We start from the raw sequence: 17533 nt of genomic DNA on the forward strand, positions 1-17533 counted from the left end.
CTGTCAACCCGAGTTTTATACACATGGGATAGATTGTCAAAAAAAAACTAGATTTTTTCTAGTTTCTTTTTTAAATACATTATCTTTTCTCTTATATCTTTCATAACTATTTTGAATTCTTCATCGGACTTACCACTTGGATCTTCTAGTCCCCAATCTTCTCTATGGCTGCATGGAAGATTTGGACAATGTACATTGCATCCCATAGTAATGACGATATCAATAGTAGGTAAATCTTGAATTAACTTAGAATATTGTGTCTTTTCCATATCGATTTGGTAGATTTCTTTCATTAAACGTTGCGCATCTTGATTGATTTGTGGTTTCACTTCTGTTCCTGCTGAATAACTTTCAAACACATCAGAAGCGAGTTGTTTACCAAATGCTTCCGCAATTTGGCTTCGACAAGAATTATGCACACATACAAATGCCACTTTTAACTTCTCTTGCATTTAATATCCTGCCTTCTTCAATAATTCTTTCGCTTCTTCTTTGGTAAGTACTTTTCCATAACTAACCACTTTTTTATTTAACACAAGTGCTGGAGTTGTCATAACGCCATAACGAGCAATCTCTGCGAAGTCCGTAATATGTTGAATAGGTATTGATAATCCCATTTCCTGGATAGCTTCTTGTACAGATTTTTCTAAAGCATTACATTTGGCACATCCAGAACCTAACACGAAAACACCTTCCTGTGTGACACTTTTCCCTTCTTGTTCGAAGTCACAATTTCCATTGCAACAACATGCTTTACTTTCTACTTTTTTATTGAATAATTTCATTCTTATTTCCTCCTTTATTTACACTAAGAATGTATGAAATACATTAAACAGATACCCGATGATGATAATACCAATCGTACAGATACTTACAAATAAGATAAGCAACTTAGGTTTTAATGCCTTCTTTAACATAATTATAGATGGTAAAGAAAGGGTTGTAACTGCCATCATAAACGCAAGGATTGTCCCAAGTTGTGCACCTTTGGCAAGCAATGCTTCTGCCACTGGAATGGTACCAAAGATATCCGCATACATCGGAACACCTGCAAGTGTTGCAAGTATCACTCCAAATGGATTATTTCCACCTAAGATACTCTCTATCCAATGTTGTGGTATCCAGTTATGAATAACTGCCCCAATGGCCACACCTACCAATATATATGGAAACACTTTTTTAAATGTTTCTATTACTTGTTGTTTTGCGTACTCTATACGTTCTCGATAGGACAAAGATAAATAATCCATTTCAACATGTTCTGCATTTCGAATAAACTCTTCTACTTCGTTCTCTAGATGCAGTTTTTCAATGAGGGTACCACCTACCACTGCCAAAATCAATCCAATAAGCACATAAGCAAAGGCAACCTTACCACCAAAAATACTCATTAACAATACAAGACTTCCCAAGTCTACCATAGGTGACGATATCAAGAAAGAAAACGTAACACCAAGAGGCAGTCCTGCACTTGTAAACCCAATAAATAAGGGAATGGAAGAACATGAACAAAAGGGAGTAACAGTCCCAAGGAGTGCGGATATAATGTTTGCCCAAATCCCTTTGAATCGACCTAATATTTTCTTGCTTCTTTCAGGTGGAAAGTAGCTTTGAATATAGGATATCATAAATATTAGAAAGCATAAAAGCACGGTAATTTTTATTACGTCATATAAGAAGAAATGCAAACTTCCACCAAGGGGAGATGTCAAATCAAACCCTATTGCGGAAAGTATATTTCCAATTCCATCTTGTAACCACTTCATCCCAAGTATTTGTTCTTGAAAAAAGGTCACAACTTCTTGTACTACATTCACTACACTTCCTCCTTTATCATATCAACTTTTTTTGATGTGTTCTTGTTTTTAAAAGCCATCGAAAGGATGACTTATTTACAACATTGCTGTTTCATACTTGTATTTGGGGTCGTTCTCACAAGCAAACGCTCTTGCGCTAACTTGCGACCATCTTCACAAAGGCTATAGTGTGTCCACTTTCCTTCCTGACGAGGTTTTACGATACCAGATTCACAAAGTATTTTCATATGATAAGAAAGCGCGGATTGAGAAATATTCATATCTTCCATCAATACGCATGCACACTTCTCTCCACTTTTTAACAGCTCTAAAATTGCGAGTCTTTTTTCATCGCAAAAAGCTTTGAAGATTTTCACATCTTGTGCATAAGTTTCATCCATAAGAACACCTCACATCAAAATTATTTGATATGTGTAGTATACGTATGAATTTGTTTTTTGTCAACGCATATCCTCCATCCATTGTTTCATAAACATCCCAGTATAAGAATGTTCACACTTCATAAGGTCTTGTATACTTCCTTGCGCAACAATCTCCCCTCCATGTATGCCCCCTTCTTTTCCTAAATCAATAATCCAGTCAGCTTGTGTAATCATTTGTAAATTATGTTCTACCACAATGACACTATTTCCCTCTTTCACAAGACGTACTAATACTTTCATAAAATGCTCGATATCCTTAGGATGTAATCCGGTTGTTGGCTCATCGATTAAATATAGGGTATGCTTCTTCTTTTTATTCAACAACTCTTTCGCAAGTTGTAATCGTTGTACTTCTCCACCAGAAAGCGTAGTCAAAGATTGACCCAATGTTAAATACCCCAAACCAACATCCATCAACAAATCTAGGATATGTGCAATTTTTTTATGTGCATTGAAATGCTGTAAGGCATCTTCAACAGACATTGTAAGGATATCCATGATATTTTTCTGTTTCACTTGTACAGATAACACTTGTGATTGAAAACGTTGTCCATGACAACTTGGACATTGTACTTCAATATCTTCAAAAAATAACATATTACTAATGACATAACCTAATCCCTCACAAGTCTCACAACGTCCTCCCTTTACATTAAAGGAAAAATCTTTTGCCTGTAGGTTCTTCTTTCTTGCTTCTTCGCTAGTTCCATAAAGTTCACGAATATGTGTATATAATCCTGTATAAGTCGCAATATTACTACGCCTAGTTCGTAAGATTTCATTTTGATGAATCGATATCACTTCATCAATTGCCTCCTTCCCAATCAAAGCATCACACCCCGTTGGATATTGGAAAGAAGACGCTAGTACTTGAAGGATTAAGGAGGATTTTCCTGATCCGGAAACACCTGTTACACAAGTAAACACACCCAAAGGAATCTTTACATCGATGTTTTTTAAGTTATGTAAATATGCATTTTTTATTTCCAAATACCCTTTTGCTTTAAGAGGTTCCATCGTATAGGCAGGCTTTTGATTTATATACTGCGTTAGACTTGAATGTTTACAATGCATAATCTCATCCCATGTCCCGCTAATAACGATTTCTCCACCATGAAGCCCCGCACCAGGTCCTAATTCTACTATATGATCTGCTTCTTTTATAATATCAATATCGTGTTCGATCACTAACAAAGTATTTCCTCGATCACGCAGTTCCTTTAAAACTTGAAGAATTCCTTGTGTATCTTTTGTATGCAACCCTATTGTAGGCTCATCTAGGATATACAACATACCTGTCATTTCACTATCTAAACATGCCGCAAGCTTCAATCGTTGGGCCTCTCCCCCTGATAATGTCATCGCCATACGATCAAGACAAAGATACTGTAAACCAATGCGAATCAACCGTTTTATTTTTGTTTGTATATCTTGGATATATGCTTCTACAATAAGATACTTATCTTCTTCTAAGTGTTTCGTTAATTGTTGTATCCAATTCAATAGCTCTTCCAATGTTAGCTTTGTTAATTGTGGTAAGCGTGTATGCATAATAAGAACCGCACCACTTTCTTGTGCCAATCTTTCTCCATGACAAATAGGACATACATCATTAATAAAGTATGTCTTCATTTGTTCGCTCAACCCCTTGGTGGATACTCTTCGCATAAGTATAGGAACCACACCCTCAAATCTACCCTGTGCTACTTGTTTGGGTAGCTTACTTTGAGGAAACATTTCTACTACTTCCTTGCAATCTACACCATACATTAAAATTGTTTTCTGTTGAATTGTATATTCTTTTATAGGACAATGCGTTGGTTTAGGAAGCTTGAAATGATCCAATGCTTTATAGAATATTTCTATTTGATATTCCCCATAACGTTTTTCCCAATAGCTAATCGCACCTTCTTCCAAAGATTTATTTTCATCGATTACCACATCTTCACGAATTGATAAAGTAGTCCCCATTCCTTTACAACTTGGACATGCCCCTTCTCTTGTATTATATGAAAAGTGAGTACGTGTGAAAGCTGGTATTCGAGATTTACAATGAGGACAATATAGAAACACATCAAAATCAGTTCCATTCTTTACCACTTCTTCTTTACACTGGGAAGGATCAAAAAGTTCATCACAAATAGGACAGTTCCTCTCTCCAAGCTTTTCATAAATCATCCTTAGATCAGTATAAATATTCGTAATTGTCCCTAAAGAAGATCTAGGATTTTTATGATATGTATTCTGCGTAATGATAATGGAGGGAGATACACATTTCATTGTTTCTACCTTTGGTTTATGAATTCCCTGAAAGTTCATCGCTTCTAAATATTGACGTTGACATTCATTATAAATAACATCTCTTGCTAATGTTGATTTTCCTGATCCAGATACGCCTGTAAATACAATGAGTTTGTTTTTCGGAAGCTCTAGCGAAATATGTTTTAGATTTCCTTCATATGCATCAATTACCTTCATATTCGTCATACAAATCCCTCCTTATCTAAGATGAAAAAAGGACAATTATACGTCCTTAATCTTTGTTCCTATATGTTTATCCATTCTCCATTTTGGAGGAATTCCATCTTCTCCCCAATATTCATCAATGGATTGAATGAGTCCATTATTGCTCATAATAAAGAAAGAGGTCACATGAAAAGACATTGTATTATCTTTTGTATAAACATGAGTAACCGTAATCACTTGACGTTCCAAACACTGCATACGCTCAATTTTACCAGTCCATTTATTTGGATATTCACAATTAGCACAAATATATTCTTCCATTGTAAAATGCTCATTGGTATTATGCCAATTCACATAAGCATCATCTTCGAAATACAATCTCATAGATTCTCCATCTTGTGCAAGTGTATCTTTCCAGTAATTTTCAATCATTAGTTCATAATTCATATACGTATTCTCCCATTCTATATATGACTCTTCTCTAAGAAGCCTGTATAGATATCCTCTCTACAAGCTTACGCTTTTTGTAATTACATCGTCTAAATTTCTTTGTATTGTTTCATAAGCTCTGGGGTATATATCTTTTCTTGATCACTTTCTCTAACTTGTTTCCATACCTTAGCGGCAGTTTTTAACTTATTAGGAAGTGTTGCATTTTGGGGATCTTCACAAAATGCCTTAACAAACTTGTTCCATTGACAAGAAGAAGTATCATACCTGGCATAATTACTCTTTCCAGTGTAAACATCAATCAAATCTTGTACTGTAAACTCTACATTTTTTTCGGCACGCACCTTCTTTAACGCAGCTGCCATATCTGCCGTAAAACGAAAATTCTTAACCCCAAGAACTTCACCGAAGAATTCTCGATATTGAGTACGCATCGCAAACCCACTTTCCAACAATCTTGTTTCCAGTGTTAATTCTACATCCTGCTTCTTCACAGCTGTTTTCTTCATTGGCTTTATGATGGTTCCCTTATAGTATTCTTCTATGCGATGATTTAAATCTATTTTTCCTCCAGATGTATCAATACCCTTTGTCTTACAAATATCTTTTAATTCACTTAAATACCAATAATACTTAATGAATTCTTCATAGGATTTGATTTCATCAAAAACGGGTCTTTTTTCCATACACTCACCTTCATATCAACTATCCTAAGTATAGCACAATTTAGTCCAGAAAAAAATGCAGATATGTGTTCTGCATTCTTCTTATATTTTATTTTTTCCAAGGCTTTACTTTTTGTAAATGGAAGCGACTTCTTAAAATACCCACCAGAATTAAAGAAAAGCCAGCCCCCATTAGAAAGCATTCTAGCCGTTCATCAAGATAGCCCTTTGATAACAATACAAGCAAATTCACTAGAAAACCTGTCGCCATTATTTTATCAAATTTAGATGTTTTATTCATGGTTTTTCATCACCTTTCTTGTACGTCTTAAACACGCATACAAATAAGAAGTAATCACGATCAACACAAGTGTCGCAATACCCAATAATCGTGTTAGTATATCCCATTCAAAATATATAGAAACAAATAACACGATCGCAAGAATTCCTAATATACAGGAACAAATACAGGAGTATTTCTTCATCTCGTCACCTACATTTTCTTAGAATAATAAACTCTAAATAAGGCAGATACAATCAACAACAGCATCACAACAGCAACCAGTGTATAGAATACAATAATGTTGAAGTATCCAGCGATGATTGCCACAAATATAAGAAACATTGCTATCGATTGAATCAGAGGGTACCCACATTTCGCATTGATCATTTGCATACGTTCATCATGCTCTTTATTGTATAACAAACGTATTTTACGTTCATCCTTCAATGTTCTTGTTAAGGAGAAAATATCTACTATAGATTTTACAAACATCACCAAAATTAAACCACTTTGAAATCCTAAGATAAAACCTTCATTGAAATGAGCATTGGGATCTTTATCTATTTTTATAAACATCATTACTTCAACTACAACTAGTACGGTTGCGATACATAACATTAAACATGCTACCCATCTTCTTCTCTCTAGTTTTCTTTTATAATCTTCCATGTTTAGTCCTCCTGTTCAATATCAGAAAAATCAAATACTTCTTCAATCGATAATTCAAAAAAATGTGCAATTTTATACGCCAATACCAAAGAAGCTGTATATTTCCCTACTTCAATAGATGTTATAGTTTGGCGTGTAGTTCCTACTTCTAAAGCCAAATCCTCTTGTGAGAGTTTGTGTTGCTTTCTAAGTTCTTTTATTTTCGTATTCATTTCATCACCTACACATACTGCAAAGTATGCTTTGCAAATAAAGTATAGTATACTTTGCATTTTATGTCAAGTTAGCTTTGCAAAAAAAATGATAGAAAGTTCTTCTATCATTTATATGCCCATTGTGGACTTGCGACTACTTCTTTGTCTTTAAAATACATTTTATCATCTTGGGAAGTGATTGGACGAATCACTCTACATGGAGAACCATAAGCAACTACACCTTCTGGAATATCATGCGTAACTACACTACCTGCCCCTATGACACTTCCTTTTCCAATATGTACACCAGGTAAGATAATACTATTACTTCCTACCCAAACATCATCTTCGATATACACGGAAGAAGAAAACTGTATTCCTTTCTTACGTAAAGAAGGTGCGATTGGATGTCCTGTTGTAGTAATGCAAACATTAGGCGCAAACATAACATGATTTCCAATGTATACATCTACATCATCCACAATCACAAGATTGAAGTTGGAATAAAAATAATCCTTAATGTGAATACGATTTCCATACGCACATTTGAATGGAGGTTCTATCCAACAACCTTTCCCACTCTCTTTTAATAGTTTTCCCAACAGTTCTTTACGTTGAGTAACTTCACTAGGTCGGGTCGCATTATAATCATACAACAATTCTTGACATTGTAGCCGTTGATCTTCTAAATGTTGTTTGCCATCTCCATAATCTGTATACAAATATCCTTGTTCCATGATATCTTCTATTTTCATGATTGTTCCACCTTCCTCAAGTGAATGATTTTACTATAGAAATCTAATGGTACATACGCTATGCTACTTCCGGCATACATCAATTGGTCTCCATAATACTGCTTCTTTGTATGAACATCTTCATATACTGCATCTTCTTCAAGACCAATCCAACGAACGATATCATATGCTGCGTTGGGTTTTGATAACATTTTAACATATAGCAGAAGTGCTTCTTTCCCATCTTCACTCACAACGTTCATTGCCATATACTCTTTTTCAAAAGGATTCGATATACGATATAAGTTTCCAAACTGTATACAATTACGAATTTCTTTATATTCTTCTACTTGTTTCTTTATGTCTTCAATTTCTGATGAAGATAATTTTAGTAAATCAAGTTCATATCCTAGATTGCCAAACATCGCAACATTGCCTCTTGTCGCCAATGGCGTCATTCGACCAACTTGTTCATTCGGAGATGCTGAGACATGAGATCCCATCGTAATTAGGGGATACATAAAGGATGTCGTATATTGAATATGACTTCGACATATCGCATCCGTATTATCACTTGTCCACGTTTGAGGCATATAGTATAACATACCTGGATCAAAACGACCGCCACCACTTGAACAACTTTCAAATAGTATATTAGGATAGCGAGAAACCAAACGTTCCATCAAGTCATATAGACCTAAAATGTAACGATGTGCTAATTCTTTTTGTTGATTCACTGGCAATGCTTCGCTATACCAATCACAAATATGTCGGTTCATATCCCATTTCACATAAGCGATATTCGCACTATCAAACACTTTACATAATGCATCAAATACATAATCACGTACATCTTCACGGCTCATATCCAAAACCAATTGATCACGACCAAATGTATGATTGCGACTTGGAGCTTGTATACAATACTTTGGATGACTTCGATAGAGATCACTATCAACACTTACCATTTCTGGTTCTACCCAGATACCAAACAACAAGCCCATATCATTAATTTCTTTTGCAAGCGCACCTAATCCATGTGGTATTTTCTTTTCATCACAAATCCAATCTCCTAATGAGGTTGTATCACTATTCCTATTTTTGAACCATCCATCATCTAGCACAAACAATTCAATGCCACAGCTCGCTGCTTTCTTCGCAAGTGCCAACAAGCTCTTTTCATTAAAATCAAAATATGTCGCTTCCCAATTGTTTATTAAAATTGGACGTGGCTTATGTTTCAATGTACCACGGCACACATTATTACGATACACCCTATGCAATATCTTAGAAATTCCATTCATTCCTTGATCACTATAGGCAAGTATCACCTCAGGTGTTTGAAAAGAATCTCCTGCAGTTAACAACCATGTAAAATCAAATGGATGTAACCCCATATTGACCCTTGTTGTATGCAAAACATCTTGTTCGATATTAATCTGAAAACTTCCACTATATACAAAATGCAAAGCGTATATCTCACCATGATGTTCACTCGCGTGCTCTTGGGCTAAGGCTACAAATGGTGCATGATGAGGAGAACTTGCTCCTCTTGTACTTTCTATGACTGTTCGATCATGAGAGAGCTTTCTACGTTCATAATTTCTCTCATTATTATGTGAACCATATAAACTAACCACCTCAAGATCATCTCTTCGTAAATCCACATTCATACTCAGTGCTCGCAATAAAGAAATGGAATTGGTTCCTTTATTTATAAATTGTGTGCTTCTTGTAAATATATCTTTTTCTTCAAACACATGGTATTGTAACACTACTTCTAATTGAAGTACTGTATCATACATTATGATTTCTAATGTTTCTACTTCCCCTTTTGTATCTTCATATACATGAGGAAGTTGATGGAGAGGTTTTCTTCGTTGATAAATTTCATGACGCATATAGCGAAGATCGCTCATACGACAACCATTTTCATCTTCTATTTGATATGCGCAACTACGGAAATCACCATTTCCATATTGTGGATATTCTTGAGGTAGAGTGTCCAATGAAAATGCGCGTTTTCCAAACGTTGGATTGGGAGAGAACCCACGATCTCTATGGAGTATCTCTTGACTATTTTCTTTAAAATGAGTTCGTTTTCCCCAATATACATGCGCTAGGTAACCATCTTCTTTGAGTTGCATACGATATGCGCTATGCTTAGTTAATAAATGAAATATCTTTTGATCTTCTTGATAATATATAGCCATAAGGTTCCTCCTAAATGAGTTTTACGACAAATGAAAACTCATGATCCTCTTGTCCTGATATATGATATGGAGGTAACACAGGTGCTCCCCAACTATCATCTCCACCAACTCCCATTTGTGCTTTCATAATTTTCACATGTGTAGAAGTTACGGATGGTAATTCATTTGCGTGCATAGCATTTTCAATATCCATCGTTGTATATGGAAGTGCACTAAATTCAAAATCTGAATCGCTTTGAAATTGAACACCATGTCCTTCTTGATTTAAAACACGTAGCCATCTTACTTTGGTATGATTCCCACACTCTTGTGGCAACAAATAAGGTGTCATATGTTCTTGAACAGGACATGAATATACTCCTATTTTTGCGCCTTGGTTACGATCACGATAATTCTCTTGAGGCCCTGCACCATAATACTGTGTTTCCATCAATTCCTTTTTCAAACGGAATCCCATACCATAAAGAGGCATATCTGGTAAACCTTCTTTTCCTTCGTAGCGATAACTTACATGAATACTCGCATCTTTTCTTACTTGATACGTTACATATACATTGGTTTTAGGTTCTGTTGGTAACTCATGAATATAGGTAAAGATGGCATGCTCCACATCTGCAGAAATCATTTGGCATTTAGAGAACATGTGTGCGCCTGCCCACATCGAAGATGTGAATGGTAATCCATTTCCACGATCATTATCACTCATAGCTCGCCAAAATATAGGTTTAACAAAACGATCAATGTGTTCACGTTGATCTTTACATAAAGATACCATTCCAATAGTCATAGAAAACATTACATACAAATCTTTACAGTATACGCCAATATTTCCATCTCCAACAACAACACGTCGTTCACTCTCTTCTTTCTCGTATTGTTTTTCGATTGTATACGCTTGTTGAGCATAGGCAACTTCATATCCTTTTGTTTCCCAAAGGGTATCTTCACGCAATCGGATAGATACATTTCTTGTATAGTTTCCAGCTTCTTCAACGTTACTACAAGCATACTCTAAGGTCACACATTCTTGTGGTTTGGCTTGTACTTGAATATGTTGTTCCTGTAGGATTTCATCTTCTTTCTTCAAGGAAATGCATACTTCATAAGCATCTAAATTTTCAAACAAATTCTTATTTGTGATATGAATTTGATGATCCTCTATTTGAATATCGAAATTTTGATATAGATATTTTACTTCATATGCTTTTGGAGATATTTTACGATTCGCAAATATAATGCCATCTCCACAGAACTCATAATCACTTTGTCGATCATCAAAATCTCCACCATAAGCTAATGTATGATCTGGTTTGTACAGGGCTTGATCAATATAATCCCATATAAATCCACCTTGATACATCGGATATCGTTCCAATGCGGTGTATTCATCCATTCCACCTAAGGAATTCCCCATCGCATGCATATACTCACAACTGATGTATGGTTTTTTAGGATCTTTTAATAAGTATTCTTCGATTTCTTTTGCTTTAGCATACATTCTACTTTCCATATCACTAATGTGATCAAAGGCACGATTGTGGAAAACACCTTCATAATGTACGAGTCGTGTTGGATCTTTACGACGGAAGTAATTTCCCATTTCTTCTATTACGGTTCCAGCATAGGATTCATTTCCACAAGACCAAATAAGAATAGATGGATGATTCTTATCACGCTGCAACATACTTTGAGCACGATCCAAGCAAGCTTCTAACCATTCTTTATGATCTCCCGGTACATTCCAAGATGGTTCTACTTTTCCTAATTTTTGCCAAGATCCATGGCTTTCTAAATTCGTTTCATCCATTACATAAATTCCATACTCATCGCATAAAGAATACCATTCACTTTGATTTGGATAATGAGAAGTTCGTACTGCGTTTAAGTTAAACTGCTTCATAAATTTTATATCAAACAACATATCTTCATAAGATATGCATCTTCCTTTGTCCGCACTAAATTCGTGACGATTAACGCCTTTAAATATAATACGTTTCCCATTGATACACATGATTCCATTGATCAATTCGAAACGACGTATACCAACACGTTGCTTATTTACTTCAACCAATGTGCCATCCATTAAATAACACTCAATGATAAGATCATACAAATAAGGACACTCCGCACTCCATAGATGTGGCTTTGATACAGGAATGGAAACATGCATAATCGAATGCGCATCCATATTCTCACAATACAGTTCTCTCTTTTCCCCGTCTACTACAATGACACGAACATAGCCTTCTTGTTTGTTTACCATCTTCATTTCTATATTTATATCAGCGGCATCATAAGTATCATTTACATCTGTTTTGACAAAGATATCATCTACATGTAGCTTTGAAACCGCAATGAGTTCTACTTTACGAAAGATTCCTGAAAAACGCCAAAAATCTTGGTCCTCTAACCAACTTGCACTACTTCTTTTATAAACTTCCACAGCTAATTTATTCCCTTGTTCTTTCACAACGTTGGTGATATCAAATTCAGAAGGTGTAAAGCTATCTTCACTATATCCAACAAATTCACCGTTCACCCAAACAAAGAAGGCACATTCTACACCATGAAAACAAAGACGTAAATCTTTTTCTTTGAACGATTCATCAATATCAAAAAATCGTACATAACTCCCTACTGGATTATACTCTTTTGAAACATGTGGCGGTCGTAAATCCTCTTGTCCATCCCATGGATAAATTGTATTTGTGTAGTGTGGTCGATCATACCCTTGTAATTGTATGTGGCCAGGAACTTCTATTGTTTTGAAATTTGTACAATCAACCTCTTCTTTATAAAAATCTTTTATGCGTTCCTCTGGACACTGTGCATAAGAAAATAACCATGTGCCATTTAAAGTTTGATGAAAACTAGATTCTTCTGTACGCATATCTTCATGATTTTTATAGCTTATATGATCACTGTGCGCAGGTAAGCGATGAAGCTGAAAAATCTCTGGATTTTCTAATACATCATATAGTTCTATATTCATATGTTCTCTCCTAGCCTTTGTCTATTTCCACAAAGTTCACTTGTACTACTTTGCTTCTATTCTACCATTTAAAGAAGATAGAGCGCTTGTAATATTTTAGGTATGACTAAGACAATTTTAAGATACTTTAGAATGGAATTGGTAAATTTTTAAGATTCTAAAAAGATTTAACTAGCATCCAGAAATTGCATTGACAGCGCTTTCAAGCATTGGTATTATCGCATTGTAAACAGCGGGCAATGTCCAATAAGACATGCCTACATGGAAAGGAGGATAGAAGATGGCAGGCATCGTATTATCCAATGTATCAAAAGTATATGACGGAAATGTCAAAGTCATTGAAAATCTGAATCTAGAAATTAAAGATAAAGAATTTATGGTTCTGGTTGGTCCTAGTGGTTGTGGAAAGAGTACCACTCTTCGTATGATAGCAGGATTGGAAAGCATCAGTGGAGGTGAATTAACCATTGGTGATAAAGTAATGAACAATGTCGCACCAAAAGATCGTGATATCGCAATGGTATTTCAAACCTATGCATTATATCCTCATATGAATGTATATAAAAACATGGCATTCGGTCTTCAGCAAAGAAAGATTGATAAAGAGGTGATTGATCAAAAGGTAATGGAGGCCGCAAAGATTTTGGATTTGGAACCTTACCTAAAACGTAAACCAAAAGCTTTATCAGGAGGTCAACGTCAACGTGTTGCCTTAGGGCGTGCGATGGTTCGAGATCCGGAAGTATTCTTACTGGATGAACCACTTAGCAACCTTGACGCAAAACTTAGAACAGAGATGCGTTCACAAATATCAAAGCTTCATCAACGATTACAAACTACCTTCGTATATGTAACACATGATCAAACAGAAGCAATGACTATGGCAGATCGTATTGTGGTTATGAAGGATGGTGTTATTCAACAAATCGATACACCTCAAAACCTTTACGCAAAACCAAACAATATGTTTGTCGCAAGTTTCATTGGTTCCCCTCAAATGAATATGTTTGAGTGCACTATTGAAAGAGAAAAAGATGAGTACTTAGTAAATTTTGAAGGAAGTCGATTTATAATCCCTTCTGGATTGATTACCATGAACAACTTTGAACAATACGTTGGTAAGAAAGTCTACTTAGGTGTACGACCAGAAGACTTACATGTGGAAGAAACAATCAAAGAAACTTATCCAGATTCACAGTTTGAAATAGAAGTGGATTTAGTAGAAATGCTAGGTGCTGAAATGAACTTATATTTCAATAAATATAATCGAACCAATATCTTAAGAACCCCGGCAAGAGTAAAAATGAATACGGGTGATACCTTAAGTGTAGGAATTGATAAGAATAAGATTCATTTGTTTGATATGGACAGTGAAAAAGCTATTTTAAGATAAATAGTTTGCTATAATAGGAAGGTGATATATAACAATACAAGGAATGAAGTAAGGGAATGAAAAACTCATAACAATACAATAGAAAGGAGATTTGTATGAGATTAAAAAAACTATGTGCTGGACTTCTATGTGCTGGTATGGCATTGACCATGACCGCTTGTGGTGGAAGTGATGAGCCAAAAGAAGCAAAGACTGACAAGATTACGATTTGGGCATGGGATGATACCTTCAACATCAAGGCAGCCAAAGACGCTGCAGATCTTTATAAGAAAGACAATGCGGATTTAGAAGTAGAAATCGTTACCATGGCACAGGATGACATAATTCAAAAATTGAATACGAGCTTATCTTCAGGAAAAACTGATGGTTTACCAAATATCGTTTTAATTGAAGACTATCGTATCCAAAACTATTTAACTGCATATCCAGAAGAATTCTCCGAATTAACAGACATCGTGAAAAAAGAGGATTTCATGGATTACAAATTTGCGGTAAATAGTATTGATGATAAGATTTATGGATTACCATTTGATAGTGGTGTAGCTGGTTTATTCTATCGTTTAGACTATATCGAACAAGCAGGCTATACTGCAAAAGATATGGAAAATATCACTTGGGATGAATATATTGAAATAGGAAAAGCAGTGAAAGAAAAAACAGGTCATGCGATGTTAACTCTTGATCCAAGTGATTTAGGACAAATTCGTATGATGTTACAATCTGCAGGTTCATGGTATGTTAAAGAAGACGGTGAAACTGTTGATATCGAAAACAATGAAGCTTTAAAATCAGCAATTACAGTATACAAAAAATTAATCGATTCTGGTATCGTTGAACAAGTTGCGGATTGGGATTCTTTCGTAGGTGCTTTCCAAAAAGGAAATGTTGCGAGTGTTCCTACAGGATGCTGGATTGGTAGCTCAATTATGAAAACTGCAGATCAATCAGGTAAATGGGGTATTGCGCCTCTTCCAAGATTGGCTGATGTAAAATCCTCTGTTAACGCATCAAGCATCGGTGGTGGCGGATGGTATGTCTTAAAGAACGTTGCTGGTGCAGATACTGCAAAAGACTTCTTATCTAAGACATTCGCTACAAGCAAAGACTTGATGAACACATTAGCAAAAGACATCAACTTAGTAAGTACGTATATTCCTGCTGCTGAAACTGAAAACTATAAAGCAGAAAGTGAATTCTTCTCAAATCAGAAAATCTTTGAAAACTTCTCTGCATGGTCTGAAATGATTCCAAGTGTAAACTATGGACTTCACACATATGCAATTGAAGATATTCTAACAGAATCTGTACAAGCCGTAGTAAATGGTGCAGATATAGATTCTTCATTAAAAACTGCTCAGCAAAATGCTGAAGGCGCTATCGTTAAATAACAAAAGCTTTTAAGTAAATAGATGGTCGTTTTCCGCTAAAGTAGAAAGCGACCATTCATTTTGAAAGGAGAATGGGTTTATATGAAGCAAATGTTAATGAAAGTAGTGAGTAAATCCAATGCTCGTCTTAGTGGAAAAGAAAATCGAGTGGGATGGATGTTTGTGACATTATCTACCATTCTTATCTCAGTTCTTGTATTTCTACCAATGATACAAGCATTTATCACCTCACTACAATCAGGATTCTCCAACAATATGAAATTTGTTGGATTTGATAACTACCTAAGGCTTTTTAATGATACAACCTTTATAAAAGCCGCAACGAATACAGTATTATATTTGGTCATTCAGGTACCTATTATGATTTTATTTTCACTCGTCATTTCAGTTGCCTTAAATGATAAGAAATTAAAATGCAAGGGGTTCTTTCGTACCGCGGTATTCCTACCATGCATCACTTCCCTTGTAGCCTACTCCATTATTATGAAAGGAATGTTCTCCGTAGATGGAAGTATCAATCAAATCTTGATGAATCTCCATCTGATACAAGAGCCTATTATGTGGCTAACGGATCCATTCTGGGCAAAAGTGCTCATTATTATTGCGATTACATGGAGATGGACAGGATACAATATGATCTTTTATTTATCAGGTCTACAAAATATCGACCCTTCTATTTATGAAGCTGCCGATATCGATGGAGCTAGTGCAGTTACCAAGTTCTTTAAAATCACAGTTCCTATGTTAAAACCAATCATTCTATTTACTACCATTACATCTACTATTGGTACCCTCCAGCTCTTTGATGAAGTTGTGAACATCACAGGTGGAGGACCAGCAAATGCAACCTTAACACTATCTCAGTATATCTATAACCTAAGTTTCAAATACTCACCAAACTTCGGATATGCTGCAGCTGTATCCTTTGTAATTGTAATTGCCATTGTAATCTTATCTATGATTCAGATGAAAGTAGGAGGCGACAAACATGAAAAATAAACTCCCTATAGGACGTGTTGTAAAATATGTACTTCTAAGCTTGTTGTCTGCCATATCTTTATTCCCATTTTTATGGATGATTATTGGTATGACAAATTCTACATTAGACATCACAAGCGGTGTCATGAGTTTTGGTTCTGAATTTGTGAACAATATGAAAGCATTGTTCTCCTCTGATCTAGACTTTGGAAGAGCCTTCCTCAACTCTTCTATTATCGCCATTATCACCACACTTCTCGCCTTATTGATTTGTAGTGCGGCTGGTTATGGGTTTGAAATTTATCGGACCAAAGCAAGAGATCGTCTCTTCAACTTTCTTCTCTTATCTATGATGGTTCCCTTCGCAGCACTCATGATTCCACTATTTAGAATGTTCTCTTCTCTCTCCTCTACTCCGTTTCAATTTATGGGAATCGACACATTCTTCTCAATTATCATACCCACTGTTTCTACTGCATTTTTGATTTTCTTCTTCCGACAGAATGTAAAATCCTTTCCAAAAGATATGGTAGAAGCAGCAAGGATCGATGGTGTTAGTGAAGTTGGCATTTTCTTTAAAATCTTTATGCCAACCATCAAGAACACGTATGCAGCGGCCGCAATCATTACCTTTATGAATAGTCTGAATAACTACTTATGGCCTTTGATCACTATTCAGACTCCAGAGAACAGAACACTCCCACTTGTTCTATCTGCGATGGGTGCATCTTACACCCCTAACTATGGTATGATTATGTGCGGTATTGTACTAGCAACGATTCCAACGGCAATCATATTCTTCGTGATGCAGAAACAATTCGTAGAAGGAATGATTGGTTCTGTTAAATAAACATAGTATCCAAAAAAGC

17 protein-coding genes are annotated in these 17533 nt (G+C 35.6%); 4 read left to right on the forward strand and 13 right to left on the reverse strand.

Features of this window, described 5'->3' with window-relative positions; translation table 11 throughout:
• Positions 1 to 47: 47 nt before the first annotated feature.
• The 13 genes from ACWG0P_RS00900 to ACWG0P_RS00960 form a co-directional block, all read right to left on the reverse strand.
• Complete coding sequence (locus ACWG0P_RS00900; protein WP_455800070.1) at positions 48 to 452, reverse strand: arsenate reductase ArsC; 405 nt, start codon at positions 450 to 452, stop codon at positions 48 to 50.
• Positions 453 to 785, reverse strand: a complete 333-nt coding sequence (locus ACWG0P_RS00905; protein ID WP_455800071.1) for a thioredoxin family protein — start codon at positions 783 to 785, stop codon at positions 453 to 455.
• Between the two features lie 18 nt (positions 786 to 803).
• Complete coding sequence (locus ACWG0P_RS00910; RefSeq protein WP_455790233.1) at positions 804 to 1766, reverse strand: permease; 963 nt, start codon at positions 1764 to 1766, stop codon at positions 804 to 806.
• Between the two features lie 122 nt (positions 1767 to 1888).
• A complete protein-coding gene (locus tag ACWG0P_RS00915) occupies positions 1889 to 2197 on the reverse strand; it encodes an ArsR/SmtB family transcription factor (RefSeq protein WP_455800072.1) in 309 nt (102 codons plus the stop codon).
• A gap of 60 nt (positions 2198 to 2257) precedes the next feature.
• Positions 2258 to 4726, reverse strand: a complete 2469-nt coding sequence (locus tag ACWG0P_RS00920) for an ATP-binding cassette domain-containing protein (RefSeq protein WP_455800073.1) — start codon at positions 4724 to 4726, stop codon at positions 2258 to 2260.
• Between the two features lie 36 nt (positions 4727 to 4762).
• Positions 4763 to 5152, reverse strand: coding sequence for a nuclear transport factor 2 family protein (locus ACWG0P_RS00925; RefSeq protein WP_455800074.1), 390 nt, complete (start codon positions 5150 to 5152; stop codon positions 4763 to 4765).
• Positions 5153 to 5244: 92 nt separating this feature from the next.
• Complete coding sequence (locus ACWG0P_RS00930) at positions 5245 to 5841, reverse strand: SAP domain-containing protein (protein WP_455800075.1); 597 nt, start codon at positions 5839 to 5841, stop codon at positions 5245 to 5247.
• An 88-nt stretch (positions 5842 to 5929) separates the two neighbouring features.
• A complete protein-coding gene (locus tag ACWG0P_RS00935) occupies positions 5930 to 6121 on the reverse strand; it encodes a hypothetical protein (RefSeq protein WP_455790195.1) in 192 nt (63 codons plus the stop codon).
• Positions 6122 to 6313: 192 nt separating this feature from the next.
• Complete coding sequence (locus tag ACWG0P_RS00940; protein WP_455800076.1) at positions 6314 to 6772, reverse strand: hypothetical protein; 459 nt, start codon at positions 6770 to 6772, stop codon at positions 6314 to 6316.
• A 2-nt stretch (positions 6773 to 6774) separates the two neighbouring features.
• A complete protein-coding gene (locus tag ACWG0P_RS00945; protein WP_455790192.1) occupies positions 6775 to 6984 on the reverse strand; it encodes a helix-turn-helix transcriptional regulator in 210 nt (69 codons plus the stop codon).
• A 107-nt stretch (positions 6985 to 7091) separates the two neighbouring features.
• Positions 7092 to 7721 carry a sugar O-acetyltransferase gene (locus tag ACWG0P_RS00950; RefSeq protein ID WP_455800077.1) on the reverse strand — a complete coding sequence of 210 codons (630 nt, stop codon included), beginning with the start codon at positions 7719 to 7721 and terminating at the stop codon, positions 7092 to 7094.
• Positions 7718 to 9913 (reverse strand): alpha-galactosidase, encoded by a 2196-nt coding sequence (locus tag ACWG0P_RS00955; protein WP_455800078.1) that lies wholly within the window; start codon positions 9911 to 9913, stop codon positions 7718 to 7720. Before ACWG0P_RS00955 ends, ACWG0P_RS00950 begins: the two co-directional genes overlap by 4 nt.
• Positions 9914 to 9923: 10 nt before the next feature.
• Positions 9924 to 12905, reverse strand: coding sequence for a glycoside hydrolase family 2 TIM barrel-domain containing protein (locus tag ACWG0P_RS00960; protein ID WP_455800079.1), 2982 nt, complete (start codon positions 12903 to 12905; stop codon positions 9924 to 9926).
• Positions 12906 to 13185: 280 nt separating this feature from the next.
• Here ACWG0P_RS00960 and ACWG0P_RS00965 point away from each other — a divergent pair, with 280 nt between their 5' ends.
• The 4 genes from ACWG0P_RS00965 (at position 13186) to ACWG0P_RS00980 (ending at position 17514) form a co-directional block, all read left to right on the forward strand.
• The gene (locus ACWG0P_RS00965) at positions 13186 to 14298 is read left to right on the forward strand and encodes an ABC transporter ATP-binding protein (RefSeq protein ID WP_455800080.1); all 1113 of its coding nucleotides are present in this window, start codon (positions 13186 to 13188) and stop codon (positions 14296 to 14298) included.
• A 95-nt stretch (positions 14299 to 14393) separates the two neighbouring features.
• On the forward strand, positions 14394 to 15686 hold the full coding sequence (locus ACWG0P_RS00970; protein ID WP_455790187.1) for an ABC transporter substrate-binding protein: 1293 nt from the start codon (positions 14394 to 14396) through the stop codon (positions 15684 to 15686).
• A gap of 81 nt (positions 15687 to 15767) precedes the next feature.
• Positions 15768 to 16685, forward strand: a complete 918-nt coding sequence (locus ACWG0P_RS00975) for a carbohydrate ABC transporter permease (protein ID WP_455800081.1) — start codon at positions 15768 to 15770, stop codon at positions 16683 to 16685.
• Positions 16675 to 17514, forward strand: coding sequence for a carbohydrate ABC transporter permease (locus ACWG0P_RS00980; protein ID WP_455800082.1), 840 nt, complete (start codon positions 16675 to 16677; stop codon positions 17512 to 17514). Before ACWG0P_RS00975 ends, ACWG0P_RS00980 begins: the two co-directional genes overlap by 11 nt.
• Positions 17515 to 17533: the final 19 nt, after the last annotated feature.

The sequence above is a fragment of the Amedibacillus sp. YH-ame6 genome (assembly GCF_053848845.1).